17 protein-coding genes are annotated in these 19,660 nt (G+C 41.0%); 15 read left to right on the top strand and 2 right to left on the bottom strand.

Annotated elements, in window-relative coordinates; all coding sequences use genetic code 11:
• The first annotated feature begins 7 nt into the window (after positions 1–7).
• The 12 genes from CJ305_RS14165 to CJ305_RS14110 all read left to right on the top strand — a co-directional run bounded on the left by CJ305_RS14165 (position 8) and on the right by CJ305_RS14110 (position 14,034).
• Complete coding sequence (locus tag CJ305_RS14165; protein ID WP_099646937.1) at positions 8–1,414, top strand: hypothetical protein; 1,407 nt, start codon at positions 8–10, stop codon at positions 1,412–1,414.
• The gene (locus CJ305_RS14160) at positions 1,411–2,502 is read left to right on the top strand and encodes a glycosyltransferase family 4 protein (RefSeq protein ID WP_099646936.1); all 1,092 of its coding nucleotides are present in this window, start codon (positions 1,411–1,413) and stop codon (positions 2,500–2,502) included. Before CJ305_RS14165 ends, CJ305_RS14160 begins: the two co-directional genes overlap by 4 nt.
• Positions 2,502–3,641, top strand: a complete 1,140-nt coding sequence (locus CJ305_RS14155; protein ID WP_099646935.1) for a glycosyltransferase family 4 protein — start codon at positions 2,502–2,504, stop codon at positions 3,639–3,641. The genes CJ305_RS14160 and CJ305_RS14155 overlap by 1 nt, the downstream gene beginning before the upstream one ends.
• Positions 3,638–5,179 (top strand): glycosyltransferase family 2 protein, encoded by a 1,542-nt coding sequence (locus tag CJ305_RS14150; RefSeq protein WP_099646934.1) that lies wholly within the window; start codon positions 3,638–3,640, stop codon positions 5,177–5,179. The genes CJ305_RS14155 and CJ305_RS14150 overlap by 4 nt, the downstream gene beginning before the upstream one ends.
• A complete protein-coding gene (locus CJ305_RS14145; RefSeq protein WP_099646984.1) occupies positions 5,176–6,168 on the top strand; it encodes a glycosyltransferase family 2 protein in 993 nt (330 codons plus the stop codon). Before CJ305_RS14150 ends, CJ305_RS14145 begins: the two co-directional genes overlap by 4 nt.
• The gene (locus tag CJ305_RS14140) at positions 6,165–6,704 is read left to right on the top strand and encodes a serine O-acetyltransferase (RefSeq protein ID WP_099646933.1); all 540 of its coding nucleotides are present in this window, start codon (positions 6,165–6,167) and stop codon (positions 6,702–6,704) included. The genes CJ305_RS14145 and CJ305_RS14140 overlap by 4 nt, the downstream gene beginning before the upstream one ends.
• A 260-nt stretch (positions 6,705–6,964) precedes the next feature.
• The gene (locus tag CJ305_RS14135; RefSeq protein WP_223248880.1) at positions 6,965–7,813 is read left to right on the top strand and encodes a glycosyltransferase family 4 protein; all 849 of its coding nucleotides are present in this window, start codon (positions 6,965–6,967) and stop codon (positions 7,811–7,813) included.
• Position 7,814: 1 nt separating this feature from the next.
• On the top strand, positions 7,815–8,885 hold the full coding sequence (locus CJ305_RS14130) for a glycosyltransferase (protein ID WP_099646931.1): 1,071 nt from the start codon (positions 7,815–7,817) through the stop codon (positions 8,883–8,885).
• Positions 8,886–8,906: 21 nt separating this feature from the next.
• Positions 8,907–10,277: a hypothetical protein gene (locus CJ305_RS14125; protein ID WP_099646930.1), complete on the top strand. Its 1,371-nt coding sequence runs from the start codon at positions 8,907–8,909 to the stop codon at positions 10,275–10,277.
• A 38-nt stretch (positions 10,278–10,315) separates the two neighbouring features.
• Positions 10,316–11,641 carry an O-antigen ligase family protein gene (locus CJ305_RS14120; protein ID WP_099646929.1) on the top strand — a complete coding sequence of 442 codons (1,326 nt, stop codon included), beginning with the start codon at positions 10,316–10,318 and terminating at the stop codon, positions 11,639–11,641.
• Positions 11,598–12,614 carry a glycosyltransferase family 4 protein gene (locus tag CJ305_RS14115; RefSeq protein ID WP_099646928.1) on the top strand — a complete coding sequence of 339 codons (1,017 nt, stop codon included), beginning with the start codon at positions 11,598–11,600 and terminating at the stop codon, positions 12,612–12,614. Before CJ305_RS14120 ends, CJ305_RS14115 begins: the two co-directional genes overlap by 44 nt.
• A 31-nt stretch (positions 12,615–12,645) precedes the next feature.
• On the top strand, positions 12,646–14,034 hold the full coding sequence (locus tag CJ305_RS14110; protein WP_099646927.1) for a sugar transferase: 1,389 nt from the start codon (positions 12,646–12,648) through the stop codon (positions 14,032–14,034).
• Here CJ305_RS14110 and lnt read toward each other — a convergent pair.
• On the bottom strand, positions 14,012–15,640 hold the full coding sequence (gene lnt / locus CJ305_RS14105; RefSeq protein WP_099646926.1) for an apolipoprotein N-acyltransferase: 1,629 nt from the start codon (positions 15,638–15,640) through the stop codon (positions 14,012–14,014). The genes CJ305_RS14110 and lnt overlap by 23 nt on opposite strands.
• A gap of 136 nt (positions 15,641–15,776) precedes the next feature.
• On the opposite strand from lnt, the gene CJ305_RS14100 reads away from it, so the two are divergent.
• Positions 15,777–16,679 carry a TIGR01777 family oxidoreductase gene (locus CJ305_RS14100; protein ID WP_099646925.1) on the top strand — a complete coding sequence of 301 codons (903 nt, stop codon included), beginning with the start codon at positions 15,777–15,779 and terminating at the stop codon, positions 16,677–16,679.
• Positions 16,680–16,732: 53 nt separating this feature from the next.
• Here CJ305_RS14100 and CJ305_RS14095 read toward each other — a convergent pair whose 3' ends face one another.
• A complete protein-coding gene (locus CJ305_RS14095) occupies positions 16,733–17,404 on the bottom strand; it encodes a YceI family protein (RefSeq protein ID WP_099646924.1) in 672 nt (223 codons plus the stop codon).
• 162 nt (positions 17,405–17,566) lie between these two features.
• Between CJ305_RS14095 and CJ305_RS14090 the strand changes: the two genes are divergently transcribed.
• Positions 17,567–18,133 carry a nucleotide exchange factor GrpE gene (locus tag CJ305_RS14090; RefSeq protein ID WP_099646983.1) on the top strand — a complete coding sequence of 189 codons (567 nt, stop codon included), beginning with the start codon at positions 17,567–17,569 and terminating at the stop codon, positions 18,131–18,133.
• Between the two features lie 44 nt (positions 18,134–18,177).
• On the top strand, positions 18,178–19,299 hold the full coding sequence (gene dnaJ / locus CJ305_RS14085; RefSeq protein WP_099646923.1) for a molecular chaperone DnaJ: 1,122 nt from the start codon (positions 18,178–18,180) through the stop codon (positions 19,297–19,299).
• Positions 19,300–19,660 lie beyond the last annotated feature (361 nt).

Genomic DNA, 19,660 nt, shown 5'->3' with positions numbered 1-19,660 from the left:
TAAAAACTTGAATTTAGAATCTCGAAAGACCTTAGGAATTGTAATTACAGATGGCGTTGGCTTTCGCAATTTCGTTTTAAGTACATTTCTCGATGAGGCGGCTGCCGGTTTTAAAAAAGTTATCATTTTTTCAGGTTTGCCATTTACCACCTTTCCCGAACTGGATGCGGCAAAATTTACTATCGTAGCCCTTCCGGTTTTTACCGAAACCAAAAAAAACTGGTTGTGGCGCAAGCTTAAAGAAGTAGCACACTTACAAAAACACAAATCCAATCCGGGAATTGCAGATAATTACGAGATGAACAAAGCCAGAAGCTGGAGTCCGCATGGTTTTTTGGTTCGTACGGTTTATGCTGTAAGTTCGGTTTTTCACAGCGAAAAGAATATCCTTGGGTATGAAAAGTTGCAGGAGCAAAGCTTTGCTGGAGACGCGACTGTAGCTCAATATGGTAAAATTTTAAAGGAGCATAAACCGGATATTTTGTTCTTTACGCATCAGCGACCACCCTTTATTGCTACTCTGGTTTTTTGGGCAAAAAAGCTACAGATTCCTACCGCCTCGTTTATTTTCAGTTGGGACAACCTGGCTTCAAAAGGGAGGATGGCTTCAACTTTTGACTACTTTTTGGTCTGGAGCGATTTGATGAAAAGCGAATTACTTCGGTTTTATCCCTATACCAATCCGCAAGCGGTTTCTATAGTGGGGACTCCGCAATTTGAGCCCTATGTGCTATCTCAATTTGATATTCCAAAAACAGAGTTCTACGAAACCTTTGGCCTGAATCCGGATGAAAAAATCCTGTGCTACAGCTGTGCCGATGCCACGATTGGCTCTAACGATCCGCTGGTAATCGCGACTTTGGCTGAAGGCATCCGTTCTGGAGCAATCGATTCGTGCCAACTTTTGGTGCGAACCTCACCGGCAGAAGATGAGCGGCGTTTCGCAGAAACGAAAACCAAATATCCCGAAATCAAATGGAATCACCCCAAATGGGAGCTCACCCGGGAAGGGCATCCCGAGCCCTGGTCTCAACGGGTACCTACACGCGAAGACCTGAGCATGCTTAAAGCCATTCTTAAGTTTTGCGATCTGAACGTCAATATGCTTTCAACCATGAGCCTCGACTTTATGTTGTTTGAAAAGCCGGTCGTCAATACGGCCTTTGGTAACGGTGCTAATGGACTTTACAACGATCAGCGGTTCTTGCAGTATGAGCATTATGATAATGTGGTTAAAAGTGGTGCGGTCAAAATCGCTAAAAATGCAGAAGAATTGTATACTGCTGTAAACGCATACCTGCGTAATCCCAATCTGGATCTGGAAAATCGCAGGAAGCTTATCGATATGCAGGTGGGTAAACCTCTTGACGAAACCACTCAGGCTTGTGTACAGGCTTTAAAAAACACCTTATGAGCACCAAAAGATTAGCTGTAGTTTGTAATTACGTGTTGCGCGAGGATCGAATAGGAGGTATGGATCGTTTTTTTGTGGCTTATGATGCCGCGGCGAAAGCCAAAGGTTATGAGGTAGAATGGTTTTTTCCGGATGTTTTGGATAAAACATTTTACGAGGGTGTTACTGTTTTTTCTGCGGAAGGAAATTCAAGTGTCGAAGCCTTTTTTCTCAATTACCTTCAGGAAAATGAAAAAACCTATACCACTCTGGTTACGCATTTTACCGAGTTATGTACACCTTTTTACAAAAAAGCCAAACACGCCGGAAGGATCAAAAACTTAATTGCCGTAGATCACAATCCACGTCCTTTAAATGGTTTTCCGCTTAAAAAGCAGTTGAAAAACCGTCTTAAAGGCTATTTACATCATAAGGCTACAGATTGGTTTATAGGAGTAAGCAGCTATACGGCCCGGCATATTGTGAAAGATCTGGGCAAAGTGGTAGCCCGTAAAACCGGAGTGATTTACAACGGTATTGATACTTCGGTCTTTAGAAAAAGAGAAAACCACAATCTTAATCAGCAAGGCAAGGTTAAATTTGTTGTGGTTTCTCACCTGCGGGAATCTAAAGGCTTGCAGGATTTGATAGATGCTTTGGCGCTGTTGAAACCCGATTTGCAAAACAAACTCCACATCACCATTTATGGCGAAGGTCCGCTTGAAGAAGGCCTAAAGCAACAGGCAAAAGATAAAGAGGTTGATCAGTTGTTGACATTTAAAGGTAGTTCTTCAGAGATTCCGAAGATTCTGGCCTATTATGAGTATCTCATTCAACCTACCTATATGGAATGCTTCAGCCTTTCGATCCTCGAGAGTTTATCTGCAAATGTACCGGTGATTACCACCACAGTTGGGGGTAATCCCGAGATTATCAAAGAGAGTATGAATGGATTTTTAGTTGAACCAAAAGATAAAAAGGCCCTTGCAGCCATTATTGAAGAAGTAGTACTTGGGGATCGAAAAATAACTGAAGACACATCGGTTTTAATTGAAAAGGAATATACGCTAGACCGTATGGTCGCTGAACATATAAATTTACTGGACTGATGCACATCGCTTTTTTAACTCCTGAGTATCCTCATCCTTATTTAAACCGAAGTGGCGGTCTGGGAACCAGTATCAAAAATCTGGCATCAAGTCTGATTGAGGCCGGGGAACGCGTTACGGTTTTTGTGTACAGTCAGGCCGAAGACAGGGAATTTGAAGATCAGGGAGTCCAAATTCACAGCATCGCAAAGCGGAAGTATAAATTCGCAGGCTGGTATTTGCACCGCAGGTTTTTACAGCGCTACGTCAATCGGGAGATTCTATTACATAAAATAGATGTTCTGGAGGCGCCGGACTGGACCGGGATCACTGCTTTGATGCGTTTTAAATGTCCTCTGGTCATTCGTTGTAACGGAAGCGACGGTTATTTTTGCCATTTGGATAATCGAAAGCAAAAACCCAAAAACCGCTGGTTTGAAAAGCAGGCGCTTAAAAATGCCGATCACCTTCTTGCGGTAAGCGCTTTTACAGCAAAACTGACAAAGGAAATTTTTGAACTGAAGAAGGAAATACAGGTGATTCCCAATTCGATTGATGTAGCTCAGTTTAAACCGATTCAAATTCCCGAGCTTCCCAATCGTATATTGTATTACGGAAGTATAATCCGGAAAAAAGGTGTTTTGGAACTGGCCGAAATTTGTAACATCGTTTTCGAACAGAATCCCGAAGCCCTTCTGATTCTTGCGGGGAATGATGTCAGAGACTTTTTTACAGGCAGATCCACTCAGGAACTTTTTATAGAATTGGTAAAACCTGAATTTCACAAACGCATCGAGTTTAAGGGATTACTGGCTTATGAGTTGGTACAGGAAGAAATCGCCAAAGCTGCGGTGGTTGTCTTGCCCAGTTTTGCAGAAGCCTTACCCATGACCTGGGTTGAAGCCATGGCAATGGAAAAAGCGCTGGTAACATCTGATATTGGTTGGGCAAACGAGGTGATGCTAGATGGTGAAACCGGCTATACCGTTGATCCCAAAAATCATGAGAAATACGCCGATGCCGTTCTAAAATTACTTGATGACGAGGAATTAAGAAGTAAAATGGGAGCCCGTGCCCGCAAACAGGTTGTGGGACATTTTGCAACGGCAGTTGTGGTTAAGCAGAACCTGGAGTTTTATAAAGGTGTCGTAAAAGCTTGATTTTCTTAAAACATAACGGTAAAAAGCCTGTCGCTGTCTTAAAGGACGGGCAGCCTCTGGAACTCGAATTTAAAAATCAAGCGGTGAGTGCCGCTTGTTTTCTTTTGGCCGAAACCTTTCCGGATGAGATTCTGCTATGGTTTCACGAAGAGATAGAATCCAGCCTGAATCTCGAATTCATCGAAAATTTTTCAAGGGAATCTGAAATGTGGAGTTATGCTGCAAATCAACCTTTGGTAATTGCTGAAGAAATGGGATTTGTAGATCAGAGTGTTTTTTTTAGAATTCAGCCAGGCGTAAAATATCCCACCTGGCTGATGAGCAGTACGGTGGGTTTAATTAGCTGTAAAAAACTAGTGCACTTTAAGGAATACATTCCTGTACATTCAAATTTCGATTTGTTTCTGTGCATTTTGGCAAAAACCGGGATGTCGAAAGGCTTACGGGTATATAGTGAGCCGCGACTGATCTGGAGTTCCTCAAAAAGTATCCTTTCCTTCTCAAAAAATACGAAAGCAACCTACACCGCAATTGCGACCCTAATGGGGAAGAAATGGCTGATCCTGTTTGCCCTGCAACTTTTGTTGTATCGTAAAAAGCTCAATCTGTTTCAGCTTGCGAAATCCTTTCTGATTAAATCTATTCCGCAAAGAGATATCCCTCACTTTGAAGTGAGCCCTTCAGATCTAAAGAACGTGAAGCCGGTGATCCAGTTTGATCTTATTATCCCCACGCTGGGCCGCAAAGAGGTTTTGAAACAAACCCTTATAGATCTTGCAGAACAGCTTCTGTTACCCAAAAGCCTAATCCTTATTGAGCAAAATCCGGATACAGCTTCGGTTTCAGAACTCGATTATTTACAAAGCCAAAGCTGGCCATTCCAAATCAGACATACCTTTACCCATCAAACCGGAGCCTGCAACGCGCGCAATCTGGCTCTAGATCAGGTTGAGGCAGACTGGGTTTTTTTGGCTGATGATGATTTGCGAATTCCGAGTGATTTTTTACAAAAGGCTGATGCGTTCATTCAGACTGAAGATCCTCAGGCTTTTACGGTGAGCTGTCTTCAGGAAGGCGAAACAGAAGTCGAAAAGACGGTGTTTCAGTGGCCGGCTTTTGGTTCCGGTTGCAGTTTTGTAAAGGCCTCGGCTTTAGAAAACATACGTTTTGATTTGGCGCTGGAACACGGTTTTGGTGAAGATGCCGATTTTGGGATGCAATTGCGCAAAACCGGCGTTGATATATTATACAATCCATTTTTAAAACTGATTCATTTAAAGGCTCCTTCGGGTGGTTTTAGAAAACCGGTTGAAAAGCCCTGGGATAACGAAAATCCTGGACCCAAACCAGTACCAACGGTTTTGGCTTCTATACTCAAACACGCAACACCTGCCCAGGTTCAGGGTTATAAAACCCTGTTGTTTCTTAAATTTTACCGGCTGCAGCAGATTAAAAATCCGTTTTCCTATATTCGGTTGATGCAAAAGCGATGGAAGGTGAGTTTATTTTGGGCCAAAAAATTGTTGAATTCAAAATGATGTTTTCACTTATTGTCTGTACCTACCAGCGTGCCGAAGCCTTAAACAGGCTTTTGGCTTCTGTAGCTTTGCAAAGTCTTTATCCGGATGAAATTTTAATCATCGATGGTTCCCGGGATGATAAAACCCGCGAGAGTCTTTCGCAGCAAAACTTTAAAAACCTAAGCTACTATAAAGTTGAGGATAAAGATCGCGGACTCACCCGTCAGCGAAACTTTGGGATTGAGAAGCTAAATCCTCAAGCCGAAATAGTTTGCTTTCTGGATGATGATGTTGTTTTAGAACCCGATTATTTTGAGGCGGTGCTCGAGGCTTTTAAATCTGATCCCGATATCGTGGGTGTTGGTGGAGTAGCGACTAATGAAAACCTTTGGAAACCTTCAGATCGAAAATACTCAACAGATAAAGTCTATGTATTGGAAGGCTTTGAACGCAGTGAGTCGCAGCGTTTTTATCTGCGGAATAAGCTGGGCCTGCAATCTCCTGATCTTCCGGGAATTATGCCCGACTTTTCTCACGGCAGAACCTACGGCTATCCCTTAACCGGAAAAAATTACGAGGTGGATTTATTGATCGGGATGTCTATGAATTTTCGCCGTAAGGTGATTGATGCTGAAAAATTCAGTCTGTATTTTGACGGGTACGGACTTTATGAAGACGCAGATTATTGCCTGCGTGCATTAAAATATGGGAAAAACGTAATGTGTACTGCTGCTTGTCTGGAGCATCATCACGACCCCGCCGGAAGACCGAATCTCTACAAATACGGTAAAATGGTGATCCGCAACGGCTGGTATGTGTGGCGCGTAAAATATACCAACCCCAGTCTTAAAGCCCGTTTTAAATGGAATGCCACGGCTTTGCTGCTTACCATGATCCGGTATAGCAATGTACTGACAGCTTCTAACAAAAAAGGGGCGTTTAACGAAGCAACCGGCAGGGTAGTAGGTTGGTGGATTTTGTTATATAATAAACCTAAAATTGAATGATAAGGTCAGATTACAGAAAATATAAACGGTACGGAGGAAACTTTATAGGGATAGTGTTTTTGACTCAGGCTTTCTGGGCTATTATTCAATTTAGAGTAGCATCATTCGTATATAATGAAGTTAAAATATTTGGGGTGAGACATTTATTATTAGGTATTTGTTTGATTTGGCAGAAACTAATTGAAGTTACTACAGGTATTTCTTTGCCTGCATCTGTAATTATAGGAAGATCTTTTTATATCGGTCATTTTGGAAATATTTTTATTCATCCTAATTGCTGTATAGGTAATAATTGTAATATTTCTCAGGGAGTTACAATAGGCATAAGTGGTCGGGGTGTTGAGAGGGGAGTGCCAACTTTGGGAGACAATGTTTACGTCGGTTGTAATTCCACAATTGTAGGTAAAATAGTAATAGGAGATAATTGTGTTATAGGGGCTAATTCATTAGTAAATAGAAGCGTTCTTGAAAATCAAACCGTTTTGGGTGTTCCCGCTCAGGTGGTAAGTAGTAAAAATTCTTCAGAATATATTTGATGAATATTTTAGTGATATCCTCTGCTCCAGTCTTAAAGAAAGACGGCACTTATATGGCTTATTCTCCGTACGTACGTGAAATGGATTTTTGGTTCAAGTACTTCGAGGGTGTTGTAATTGTTTGCCCTTCTAAATATGATAAGCCGCTATTGAAGTCCTCATTTAAGAGACAGGATATTCGCTTAGTTTCTGTCAATCCTATTTCGATTGATCGTTTTTTAAGTGGATTAAAAGCTATTGTGTATACTCCTAAAATCCTAATGACTATTTTTTTTGAAATGTTATCAGCAGATCACATCCATTTGCGTTGTCCCGGGAATATGGGTTTGCTGGGGGCATTGGTTCAGATTTTCTTTCCGCATAAACCCAAAACAGCAAAATACGCGGGCAACTGGAAACCCGGAGCAAGGCAGCCATGGAGCTATCGCTTTCAGAAATGGATATTGAGTAATACCTATTTGACCAAAAATATGCAGGTTCTGGTTTATGGGGAATGGCTCAATCAGACACCCAATGTAAAAGCCTTTTTTACGGCTTCTTATAGTGAAAAAGATAAAGTTGAAATCCCAAAACGCAAGTATGATTTACCCCTGCGTTTCCTTTTTGTAGGAAGCCTTTCGCCTGGTAAGCAACCGGTGTACGCTTTAGCATTGGTAGCCGAATTAATCAAACGTGGATTTCCTTCAGAATTACACGTGTATGGCGAAGGCCCGGAACGCGAAAAGTTGAATGAAACGGCTAAGGAATTAGGAATGGAACGCCAATTGTTTTTACACGGAAATCAACCTTCAGAAGCGGTCAAAGAAGCCTATGCCAAGAGTCACTTTTTGATTTTACCTTCAAAAAGCGAGGGCTGGCCCAAAGTGGTGGCTGAAGCGATGTGGTGGGGAGTGATTCCTATCGCTACTCCGGTTTCCTGTGTGCCCTGGATGCTGGATTCCGGAAAACGCGGCGTGCTTTTACAGGTTGATTTAGATAGCGATGTCCAAAAGGTTCAGGAACATTTACTTGATAAAGCTAAGCTTAAAATTATGGCTGCTGAAGCGGCAACCTGGTCTCGAAACTATACACTAGAGCGCTTTGACGCTGAAATCAAAAAACTGCTTTAGCGTGCGGGTCTTGCAACTTATAGATAGTTTGGAAATTGGCGGCGCTGAACGTATGGCGGTAAATTATGCGAATGCCCTGCATCAGCGCATAGCAGTTTCCGCCCTTTGTGTCACGCGGAATGAAGGCGATTTAAAGGAATTGATCGATCCCGAAGTTCCGTATTTGTATCTGAAGCGAAAGCGTCGATTGGATATTTCAGCCCTTTTGTGGCTGAAGCGTTTTATTACAGAGCATCAAATCGAAATCATTCAGGCACACGGTAGCAGCTATTTTATAGGTGTTATGGTTAAGCTAGTGACTCCCGGTCTTAAGCTGATCTGGCACGATCACTATGGGAAAAGTGAGTTTTTAACCGAGCGAAAGACTGTTGTATTGAAGCGATTCAGTCGGTTTTTTGATGCTGTTTTTGCAGTCAATGAAAAACTAACTCTTTGGTCAAAAGAAAGGCTGAAGGTTAAAAAGACCTTTTACATTAAAAATTTTATAGCTGAAGCTTTGCCCTTTGATGCAGACTTTAAGATTTCCGGAGCTAAGGGAAAACGCGTGGTTTGTGTGGCCAATTTAAGGCCTCAAAAAAATCATCATCTGCTTTTAGATGCTTTTAAACTGGTTTTAGAACAGGATTCGGCTTACACCTTACACCTTTTTGGATCTGTACCCGATAGTCTTAATGCAAAATCTCTTGTTGAGCGTATAGAAGCAGAGCCCTTCTCAAAAAGCGTTTTTTATCACGGGACCTACTTAAAAATGTCTGCCATTTTACCGCATTTTGATATAGGCGTTCTATCTTCAGATTCGGAAGGCTTACCTTTGGCCCTACTCGAATACGGCCAGGCAGGAATACCGGTAATCGCCACAGATGTGGGGCAGTGCAGAGCAGTACTAGGGGATTTTGGGAGGTTGGTTCCTGCTAAGAATAAAGAGGCTCTGGTAGAAGCTGTTTTAAGTATTGATTTTAAAAGTTCTAAGATTAAGACCTGTGCTGAAAAGTTTAAAGAGAAAGTAAAACAGCACTACGGTGAAGAAGCCGTACTAAATGAATTACTGCAAGTTTTAAATCGATTTAAGTAAAGAGTGCTTGATAAGATAGGTATGAAAAAAGTGCATTTAATTAACCTGCTAATTATTAGTGTACTTATTCTGCATTTGTTTTTGAAGTCATACTTTCACCATGATGGTAGAATTTCACCTGATTCGGCGGAGTATTTGTCTGCTGCACAAGCTCTTATTAATGGCGAAGGCCTATACACGGGCAGTAATCCAATTTTAGGGTTGGAAAAGTCCTATTTTTCAATTTGGCCAGCTGGTTATCCTTTGCTTATTGCATTTGTTTCCTTTATTACAACAGCTAACGTTTTTTGGGCATCTAAACTGGTTAATGCACTTATGCTCTTGGCATGTGCTTTTTTATTAAAAAGCATATACAAAAGAAAAAGTTTTCTATTCATTGCGTGTTTTGGCTTTGCTTCTTATTTATTTCTTTTTAGCTCTACCTATTCAGAAGTTCCTTTTACATTTTCGCTGATTTATCTGAGTTGGAGTCTCTACAATTTCACACAAAATGAGACATCATGGGTTGCTTGTATTCATTTAGCCCTTGCAGCAATACTTCCTTTCTTATTTAGGTATATTGGCGTCTTTACCTGTTTCTTGCTTTTAGGATTATTATTAAAATCATTTTTAGAGAACGGGTTGAAATCAAGAACTATAAGGCTTTTAGTTGTATTTAGTACTACTGTTTTTTTTGAAGTTACGTATCTGTCGATTAATTTCATACGAACAGGAAATTTAACCGGAATTTCCCGACCTTCGAAATTTCACGAACCCTTTTCAATAATGATTGACTTTGCAAAGGGTATGCTTGGCGAATTAGTTTTTATAGCACCCTATTTTAATGTTTTTTTAATGTTACTCACAATGAGCGTTTCAGTCTTAGCCTGGTTGTATATTAGGCCGTCTGTAAACTTAAGTCAAGAGACCAGATATTCATCTCAATACTTTTTACTTGTTGGAATATGTTATTTTTTTAGCCTTTTAATAATAGGATACTTATTGAAAATTAAAACGTTTGACTATCGTTTCTTGGGGCCTGGAAGTTTATTGATTCTTTTTGGGATTATCGATTTTTTTCTTAAATGGAAGATTTCATTTTTAAAGGTCACAATTCTCAGTTTTTTGATTTTATCATTATGTTTTTCTATTAGAGAGTCTTACCATGGCTATTCTGTTGAAAATAGGAGTTATTTAGGAGAAATAAATTACCTCCAGAAGGAAGTTTCTAAAGTTGAAGAAGGCTCAATACTTATAGAGGGTAACAAGCATTATAAATACTTAAGACCCGATCTTATTATTTTTGATTCGTGGTATCTGAGCGACACGATTCCAAAGCAAAGACTTAAGACGGAATATCCTGAGAAGAAAATTTATTTTCAAGAGGGCAAACATATTCTAAGAGTTTATTGAAATTATTTAAAAACCATAACAAATTATACCTACAGCTCGTGGCATTGCACATCGGGATCGGTTTTGCTATTTATTTGTTTCGGTTTTTAGGCCTTTTCTATTTTTTAGGCTCCATTGTTTTTTTTGTGCTCTGGGTTTTTCAATCGGGGAACAAACAAAATCAGGCGCTTCTCGCTGCTGCCTATATGACTGCCGGGGAGGTGTTTTTCAGGATGACCGGGGGCAGCATCATCCCCTGGGAAGCCGGTAAATATTCGGTTATTTGTTTTATTCTGTTAGGCTTGTTTTTCACCGGAACCTCCCGTAAATCTGCACCGTATTGGTTGTATTTGTTGCTCCTGATTCCGGGAGTCATTTACGCAGCTTCAACACTTAATTTTGACACCAATGTACGTAAGGCAATCATCTTTAATTTAAGCGGACCGTTCTGTCTTGGGATTGCAGCTTTGTATTGTTACGATCGGCGTATTTCAAAAATGCAATTGCATTATCTGGTCTGGTGCCTCTTAATGCCGGTGCTTTCCCTGGGAATTTATTTATTCTTTTACACTCCGGACACGCGTGAAGTTTTAAATGGCACACAGTCAAATTTCGCATTGTCCGGAGGTTATGGTCCCAATCAGGTAGCAACCGCTTTGGGAATTGGTATGTTTGCACTGGTGGTGCAAATTTTTGTAAACAGTAAGAATAAGCTCCTGTTCTTTCTCAATTTGGGCTTGCTGATGTTTTTAACCTATAGGGCAATTATAACCTTTTCTCGTGGAGGGGTGCTCACTGCAGCATTGATAAGCATAGCTTTTATAGTAATCTATTTCCAGGGCGTTCCGGCACGAAAAAAAAGCGCAATTTCTTTTTACCTGATGGTGATAGGCGGGGCAATCGCAATGACCTGGCTGATCTCTTCTGCACGTACAATGGGGCTCATTGATTTACGCTATGCCAATAAAGATGCTGCGGGTCGTATTAAAGAGGATCTCTCTACGGGCAGGCAGGAACTTATAACTTCCGAATTGACCTTTTTTGTCAACAACCCAATAATGGGGATCGGTGTCGGTAAAACCAAAGAATACCGGGAAGAAAAATTAGATATACTTGCAGCTTCCCATAATGAAATCAGCAGGTTGTTGTCTGAGCACGGCGTTTTTGGACTTATCGCGTTAATTATTTTGATTGTTACACCGCTTTTTTACCGTATCGGTAACCGAAAAAATTATCTGTTTTATTCGTTTTTAGGTTTTTGGTTTTTGACCATAAATCACTCTTCCATGCGTGTGGCTGCACCAGCCTTTATCTACGCACTTTCCCTGCTAAACGTTGTACATGAAAAGAAGAATACTCTACCTGGGAAACAAATTAGCGCATAAGGGTTTTACCCCTACAAACATTGACACGCTGGGACCGCTGCTGGAGCAGGAGGGATACAACTTGTTTTATGCCGGGACAAAAAAGTCTAAGCTCCTGCGCTTTGCCCAGATGGTCCAAATGATATTTACGTATCGTAAGCAGGTAGATTATGTGCTTTTAGACACCTACAGCACGCAGTATTTCTGGTTTGCCTACGCTGCATCGCAATTGTGTGTTTTTTTCGACTTAAAATACATTCCTATTCTTCATGGAGGCGATTTGCCCAAGCGGCTTTCTAAAAGCTCTAAGGCATCCCGTTTTGTATTTGGAAAAAGCTACCGTAACATTGCGCCCTCATTCTACTTGAAAAGAGCTTTTGAAAAGGCCGGCTTTCATAATATCGGGGTAATTCCAAACAGTATTGATATTGCAGCTTACCCATTCCAAAGTAACCGAAACTATGGAGAGCCGAGAATACTTTGGGTACGCTCGTTTGCTGAGATTTACAATCCTATGTTGGCTTTAAAGTTAGTTGAGAAGCTTATGCTGCAGTATCCCGGAACCCGTTTGACTATGGTAGGGCCTGATAAAGACGGAAGTTTGAATGATTGTCGGGAATATGCATTAAAGCATAAACTACCCGTGACATTTACCGGTAAACTTTCCAAAAAAGAATGGATCTCGCGATCTACAGACTTTAATATCTTTTTAAATACTACACATTATGATAACACTCCTGTGAGTGTGATTGAGGCGATGGCGCTAGGTCTGCCTGTGGTATCAACCCGGGTAGGCGGGATTCCGTTTTTAATTAAACACGATGAGACCGGTTTTCTATATGAAGATGATGATCTGACCGGACTTATAATACTTGTTGAAAAAGTACTGAAAGACCAGGAAAAAAAGGGAGAAGTAATCAGAAGAGCCCGATTAGAGGCTGAAGGTTACGATTGGACGCGAGTAAAGCAGGAGTGGCTTAAACTTTTGAATTGAAATAAGTTATATTTGCCCAAAGTCTCCCTAAATGAATTGGATCCCTAAAATCCATTTTGAAATCTCAGAGCGTAAGGTTCTGCTGCGCTTGTTTGATGTCGTATTCATTTTTTTGATGCTGGCATTGGTATCAGGATTTTTTGAATTCGACTATTTTTACCTTTCTACTACACGCTGGACGTGGGCTTTATTGCTTATAGGCTATTACTTTATTTTCGCAGCCATATTTGAATTGTACGATTTGCAAAAGGCGGCGTCTTTTCAGAGCACGCTAAAGAGTGGCGTTCTGGCAATAAGCTCTACGGTCTTATTCTTTATTCTTACTCCATTTTTCTCTCCGGTTTTACCTGAAAACAGGCTTCAAATCGTATTCTTCTTTATGGCCATGGTAACTGGCCTTTTAATCTGGAGATATGCCTACATTAGCCTGGTTTCTGCACCACGATTCAATAAACGCATTCTTCTGGTAGGAAACAGTTTTGACATCAATTTAATAGCTGAGAATTTACATAAGGCAGATCCAAATTACCGCGTGATAGGCTTTGTAAATACAGACAATATTAAAGCATCTGGCTTCGATCGGAGATTGAAATCAATTGAAGTGGGTGAACTCATTAAATCCATTAAGCGGTATTCGGTTTCTGAGATAGTCGTTTCCAGTACCTCTAAAGGTGTAAGTGTTGAGCTTTATAACCAATTGATCAAACTGCTCGAAGAGGGTTTCCCCATTCGCGAGTACACTCAGGTTTATGAAGAAATTACCCATCGGGTGCCGGTACAACACGTAGAGCGGGATTTTTACAAATATTTTCCGTTTAGCCGAAGTAATAAAAACCGGTTTTATCTGTTTATCAGCGGATTTTTCAATGCTTTTTTTGCCGTGGTGGTTCTTGCCCTGACTCTGGTTTTACTTCCTCTAATTGTTTTGGGAAACTTAATCGCAAACCCTGGTCCACTCATTTACCGCCAGAAGCGGGTAGGGATGAATGGTAAAGTTTTTGAAATTCTTAAATTTCGCACGATGGTGGTTGATGCCGAGGCTGATGGAGCTCAGTATGCTCAAAAGAAAGACAGACGTATTACGCCTTTTGGGAAAATTCTTAGAAACACGCGCCTTGACGAGATACCTCAGTGTATTAATATTCTGAAAGGGGATATGAGCTTGATTGGTCCAAGGCCTGAACGCCCGGTATTTGTCAAAAAGCTTTCGGAAGAGATTCCGTTTTACGAAATACGACACGTGGTTAAACCGGGTTTAACCGGTTGGGCACAGGTGCGCGGGCGTTATGCGGAGTCTGTAGATGACACCCTCGAAAAATTGCAGTACGACCTGTACTACATCAAGCACCGGTCGTTCTTTCTCGACCTGAATATTCTGCTTAAAACCATAAGCACGGTTATTTACTACCGTGGTCAGTAAAGGATGTTTTCGACTTCCTGAAAAAAGACCATACGAAAATAATCAGTGCAACGAGCCCTGCAAGACGTGCTAGATAATCACCATAACGCACATAGAACGTTATTTTATCGTTGGTATTGATTGTCCCTTTCAGGCTTCCCTGCAATTCATAACCCAGGGTATTGGTAATTATTCCTTTTTGATCAATAAAAGCCGAAATTCCGGTGTTGGCACTTCGGGCGATACTGCGACGGGTTTCAATGGCGCGTAAACGGGCATAGCTCAAATGCTGTTTGTGTCCCTGCGTATCGCCCCACCAGGCATCATTGGTTATAATCGCCAGAAACTGCGCGCCTTCTTCTACATAACCGGTTACAAATTCGCCAAAAACCGATTCATAACAAATAACCGGTCCCACACTAACACCATCAATTCCTTTAAATATACCCCGGTTTTTCTGAGTGGTTTTCATAGATACCGTTCCGCCCAGATCAATCATCATGTCACCTAAAATAGGTTTGAGGATGTTTGGATACGGAAAGTTCTCAACCCCTACAACCAGCTTGCTCTTGTGATAGATTTGTGTGGAATCGGAACGATTCAGCATAAAGGCTGAATTGAAAAAGTCTGCATAGATGGGATTTCCTATTCGGTTATAACCCATAAAGTTGGTCGTAGGCAAAATGTCTTTCTCGCTTTCATAAAGTCGAAAAAACTGAATGCCTGCCAGATAGTTGAGGTTTGGATATTGGGATACATATTCGGCAGCACGTGATCGCTCCGGGCTGTATTCAAAATCTCGAAGATTTACGCCTGCACCTTCGGCCAGCACCGTTTCTGGAGCGATCAGGAAATCGGTGTTTTGTGTAATGGTAGAATCAGAGAGGCTGAACAGCAAATTAGCAATACGCTCATTTGTGGTGTTGTACTTTTCGGTATACGGATCAATATTCGGTTGAAGTAATACCACCTCTACAGGATTTTCATCCTCAACATACGTGTAAAAAAGAGCCTGACTTATCCCAATGGGAATGAAGGTTACCAAAACAGCTATGATAATTTGATTAAAAAGCTTTTTTCGATTTTTGGTTTTTGCAAAGCGGAAAAGTGCAGTAAATAAAATGCCATTTAAAGTCCAAACCCAAAGCGTTCCTCCAAAAGTACCGGTGTACTCATACCATTGAATCCATCTGGGGTAGGTAGCAAAACCGTTACCCAAATTAAGCCACGGCCAGGCAAATTCCCAGTTGAGGTGCATAAACTCGTAAAGCATCCACATCGCTGGGAGAAAGACCAGACTAAGGCTAAGCGAAAAACGCCTCCGTATACGTATGTAAAACAGCCACACAAAGCTCATAAGCAAAGCATTGGCTAAAACCGCAAACCACATCCCAAAAGCGGTAGAATTATAGAGCCACCAGGTTGTTATGATGTTGAAAATGAAAAAAGCGAGATAGGCAAGGCCAAAAATTTTCAATGTAGATTTTGACACTTCAGAATTCAGGATTTCTTCGGTAGCCCAAAGCAGGGGTATGAATCCAAAAAACAAAAGCACGGGGAGACCATAAGTAGGCCAGCCCAGCGCCAGCACTATTCCGGAAAGAAAAGCCAGAAGCAGATTTTTCATAACAAATCAAAAAGTATAGGATGTGCAAGTTACATCAATCTGTGATAAACGAAACAGGATTTACCAGGCTGTTAAAGCTGTATAAAAAAGGAATTGCAGTAAGTATCTATGTGTTAACTTGTATGAAAAATAGGATATGAAAGTTTTGATTACCGGTGCAACCGGTCTCATAGGCCAGCATTTAACAGCGCAATTACATGAGGCAAATATTGATGTACACTACCTAACCACCAGTCGTAACAAAATTGAAGAGCAACCCAATTACAAGGGTTTCTTTTGGGATGCCAAAACTAAGGAGATTGATGTTGCGTGCCTGGAAGGTGTCACGACTATAGTGCATTTAGCAGGTGCGAGTATTGCAGAGCGTTGGACCGATGAATATAAAGAAGCGATTATAAAAAGCCGAACCGAAACCGCAGATTTGTTACGAAAGGCGCTAAAGGAAAATGAACACAGCGTAACCCATTTCATTTCTGCGAGTGCAATAGGGGCTTATCCTTCCTCCAAAACTGAAATTTATACAGAATCCTATCCTGAATATAATCCCGGCTTTCTGGGGAAGGTTGTCAAAGTCTGGGAAGAAGCAGCTGATCGTTTTAAAGATTTGGGACTAAAAGTTGCTAAAGTGCGGGTAGGTGTAGTGCTTGCCGAGCAGGGAGGCGCACTTGAAAAATTAATACAACCTATAAAAATGTATGTGGGTGCACCACTGGGGGATGGCGAGCAATGGCAATCCTGGATTCACGTTGCCGATCTTGCAGGGATCTTCAAGATAGTAATTCAACAAAATTTAGAAGGAGTTTATAATGCCGTTGCGCCAAATCCGGTTACAAACAAAACCTTGACCAAAGAGGCTGCTCAGATTTTAAACAAGCCGCTTATCCTTCCTAATGTTCCGCGCTTTGCACTTAAGCTGCTCTTGGGTGAGATGGCCGCTATCGTATTAGAAAGTCAAAAGGTCTCCAGTGCCAGGATTGAATCGGTTTATGACTTTAAATTCACCCAGTTGCACGAGGCGCTAAAAGACCTGCTGGCCTAAACAAAAAAAAGCTGCCTGTAGAGGCAGCTTTCAAAATTCATTTTTCTTAGCTCTTACATTTGCTGAGTCGCAACAATAGTAAATTCTAATTGGATATCGTCGTTGATGAATTTATCACCAAGGTTGTCAAATACAGACTTAGATCCGTAGTTTACACCCCATTCGGTACGGTCAATCGTGAAAGGCTCAGACTTTAAAGTCATCGTGTTACCGGCAACTTCGTACATAACTGGAAATTCAATGTTTTTCTTGGTTTCTTTAAGAGTAAGGTTACCAGACATCATTTTTTTACCGTCTTTTTCAGTAACTCCGGTGATTTCAAAAGCAGCAGTTGGGAATTTCTGTACATTAAAGAAATCTCCTTCTTTACCTTCAACAGTACCTTTTAAGTGATCTTCAAGACTTGTTTTTTGGTCTCCTTCAAGATCTGTTACCAGAATTGAAGTCATGTCGATTAAAAAGCTTCCGCTCAATACGCTGTCTTCAAGACGTATAACACCTGATTCTAATTTTACAGTACCCGTGTGAGTTCCGGTAGGTTTTGCACCTTCCCATGCGATCTCAGATTCGTTTTTGTCAACCATGTATTTTGAGGCTTCTGTAGAAACTTCAGCAGCAGCTTCTGCCTCAGCAGCTTCTGTTTCGTTTTTAGCCTCATTTTTACAAGATGCCAGAGCTGTAAAGAGCACAGCCATAGTAAAAAGACTTAGAAATTTAATTTTCATTATGATGTTTTTTTAAGTGTTAATTAAGCGGTAAAATTAACAGAATCGCGTGTAGTTCTTCTTAAATAATCTATAAAATATATGTCGTGACATTTTGACATTTTTGTATTAATGGCAGTACTTTTGCCTCTTAATGTCAAATCAGAAGAAAAAGAATTTACCATGAGTTCAGAGAATAAAGAACAAACTATAAATGAGCACGACGAAAATGAAGTCGTAGACACTCAGGCAGAAGAGCAACAGGCTCATTCAGAGGCTGATGAGCAGGAAAGTGAGGCTGATGAATTAAAGCGCTACAAAGAAGAACTGGAAAAAGAAAAAGACAAATTTTTACGTCTTTTTGCAGAGTTTGAAAATTACAAACGCCGCACCGGTAAAGAACGTATTGAAATGTTTAAAACTGCCGGGCAGGAAGTAATGCAGGCCATGCTTCCGGTACTTGATGATTTTGACCGTGCTTCTGTTGAGATTGAAAAAGCAAAAGATAAAAACCTAAAGAAAGGTGTTGACTTAATCAGCAACAAACTTCGGGAGACGCTTAAGTCTAAGGGCTTGAAAGAGATGGAAGTAAAACAGGGTGATGCCTTTGATGCCGAATTGCATGAAGCTATTACTCAAATTCCGGCTCCAAAAGACAGTCTTAAAGGTAAAATTGTTGACGTGGTTGAAAAGGGTTATCAACTGGGAGATAAAATTATTCGATATCCAAAAGTTGTCGTAGGGCAGTAAGAGGTGATAGAAGAATTGATTAACGTGTTTAAGAAGAAAGAGGGATGAAAGAAGATTATTACGACATACTGGGAATTAGCAAGAATGCCACTGCGGCAGAGATCAAAAAAGCATATCGCAAAAAAGCCATCCAATACCACCCAGATAAAAATCCGGGAGATGAGAAGGCCGAAGATATGTTCAAGAAAGCTGCAGAGGCCTACGAAATTCTTGGGGATGAAAACAAACGCGCACGCTACGATCAGTACGGTCATCAGGCATTTGAAGGCGGCGGCTTCGGCGGCGGCGGTATGAATATGGATGACATATTCAGCCAGTTTGGTGACATTTTCGGTAGCGCCTTTGGCGGCGGGGGTGGCTTCGGTGGTTTTGGCGGTGGCTTCGGCGGTCAGCGCAGAACCAAAGGAAGCAACCTGCGTATTCGTGTAAAACTTACTTTAGAAGAAATCGCAAACGGAGCAGAGAAAAAGATCAAGGTTAAGCGTAAGAAGCAAGCCTCTGGAACCAAATTTAAAACATGTACTACCTGTAACGGTAGCGGTCAGGTTACCCGGGTAACCAATACTATTTTGGGTCGTATGCAAACAGCTTCGCCCTGTACAACCTGTGGAGGTAGTGGCCAGATTATAGAATCTAAACCTGCAGATGCTGATGCTCAGGGAATGAAGACGGAAGAAGAAACCGTTTCTATCAAAATTCCGGCAGGTGTTGTTGATGGCATGCAGCTTAAAGTAACCGGTAAGGGTAACGAAGCGCCGGGTAATAATGGTATTCCGGGAGATTTACTGGTAGTTATTGAAGAGGCAGAACACGAGACGCTTAGCCGCGAAGGTGATAATTTGCACTACGACTTATACATCAGTGTTCCGGAAGCTATTTTAGGAACCAGCAAAGAGATAGATACCGTAGGTGGCAAGGTGCGTATTAAAATTGAAGAAGGCACGCAGAGCGGAAAGATATTACGTCTGCGCAGTAAAGGTATACCTTCCATAAATGGATACGGTAAAGGTGATTTATTGGTTCACGTAAATGTTTGGACACCAAAAAATCTCAATAAAGAACAGCGCGAGTTTTTTGAGACTATGCTTGACGATGAGCGCTTTTCACCACAGCCGCAACGCGAGGATAAATCCTTTTTTGAAAAAGTTAAAGACATGTTTTCTTAGAATTTAAGACCTTATTAAGAAAAATGTGTATATTTGAACCATCACTAATCACTAGTTAGTGATATTTTTCTTTTTCATAGCAATTTTTTTCCCATCCTTGATTTACGTTAAGGGTGGGTTTTTGTTTTAGGGCTATTCGATTATTCAATCAGCGGTCTAACAGGATTTAAAACACGGTTTTGAATAGCTCAAATAGATAATAGCCCAAGCTTTTTTTGACATTGGCGCTTCAGAAATCTGCGTTATAAATAATTCTTAACTAGCCTTTAGGCTGTTAGCTTTTCAATATCTTTGAAAGCATTATGGGATGAGCAGCCAAATTGATTTTGGGTTATTATTTTTTGCCCTTCCCTTTATCTTA

This window comes from Leeuwenhoekiella nanhaiensis, from assembly GCF_002744755.1.
Taxonomy (GTDB): Bacteria; Bacteroidota; Bacteroidia; order Flavobacteriales; family Flavobacteriaceae; genus Leeuwenhoekiella; species Leeuwenhoekiella nanhaiensis.
Note: the sequence above shows the minus strand (reverse complement) of the source record. Positions and strands in the feature narration are given on the sequence as shown.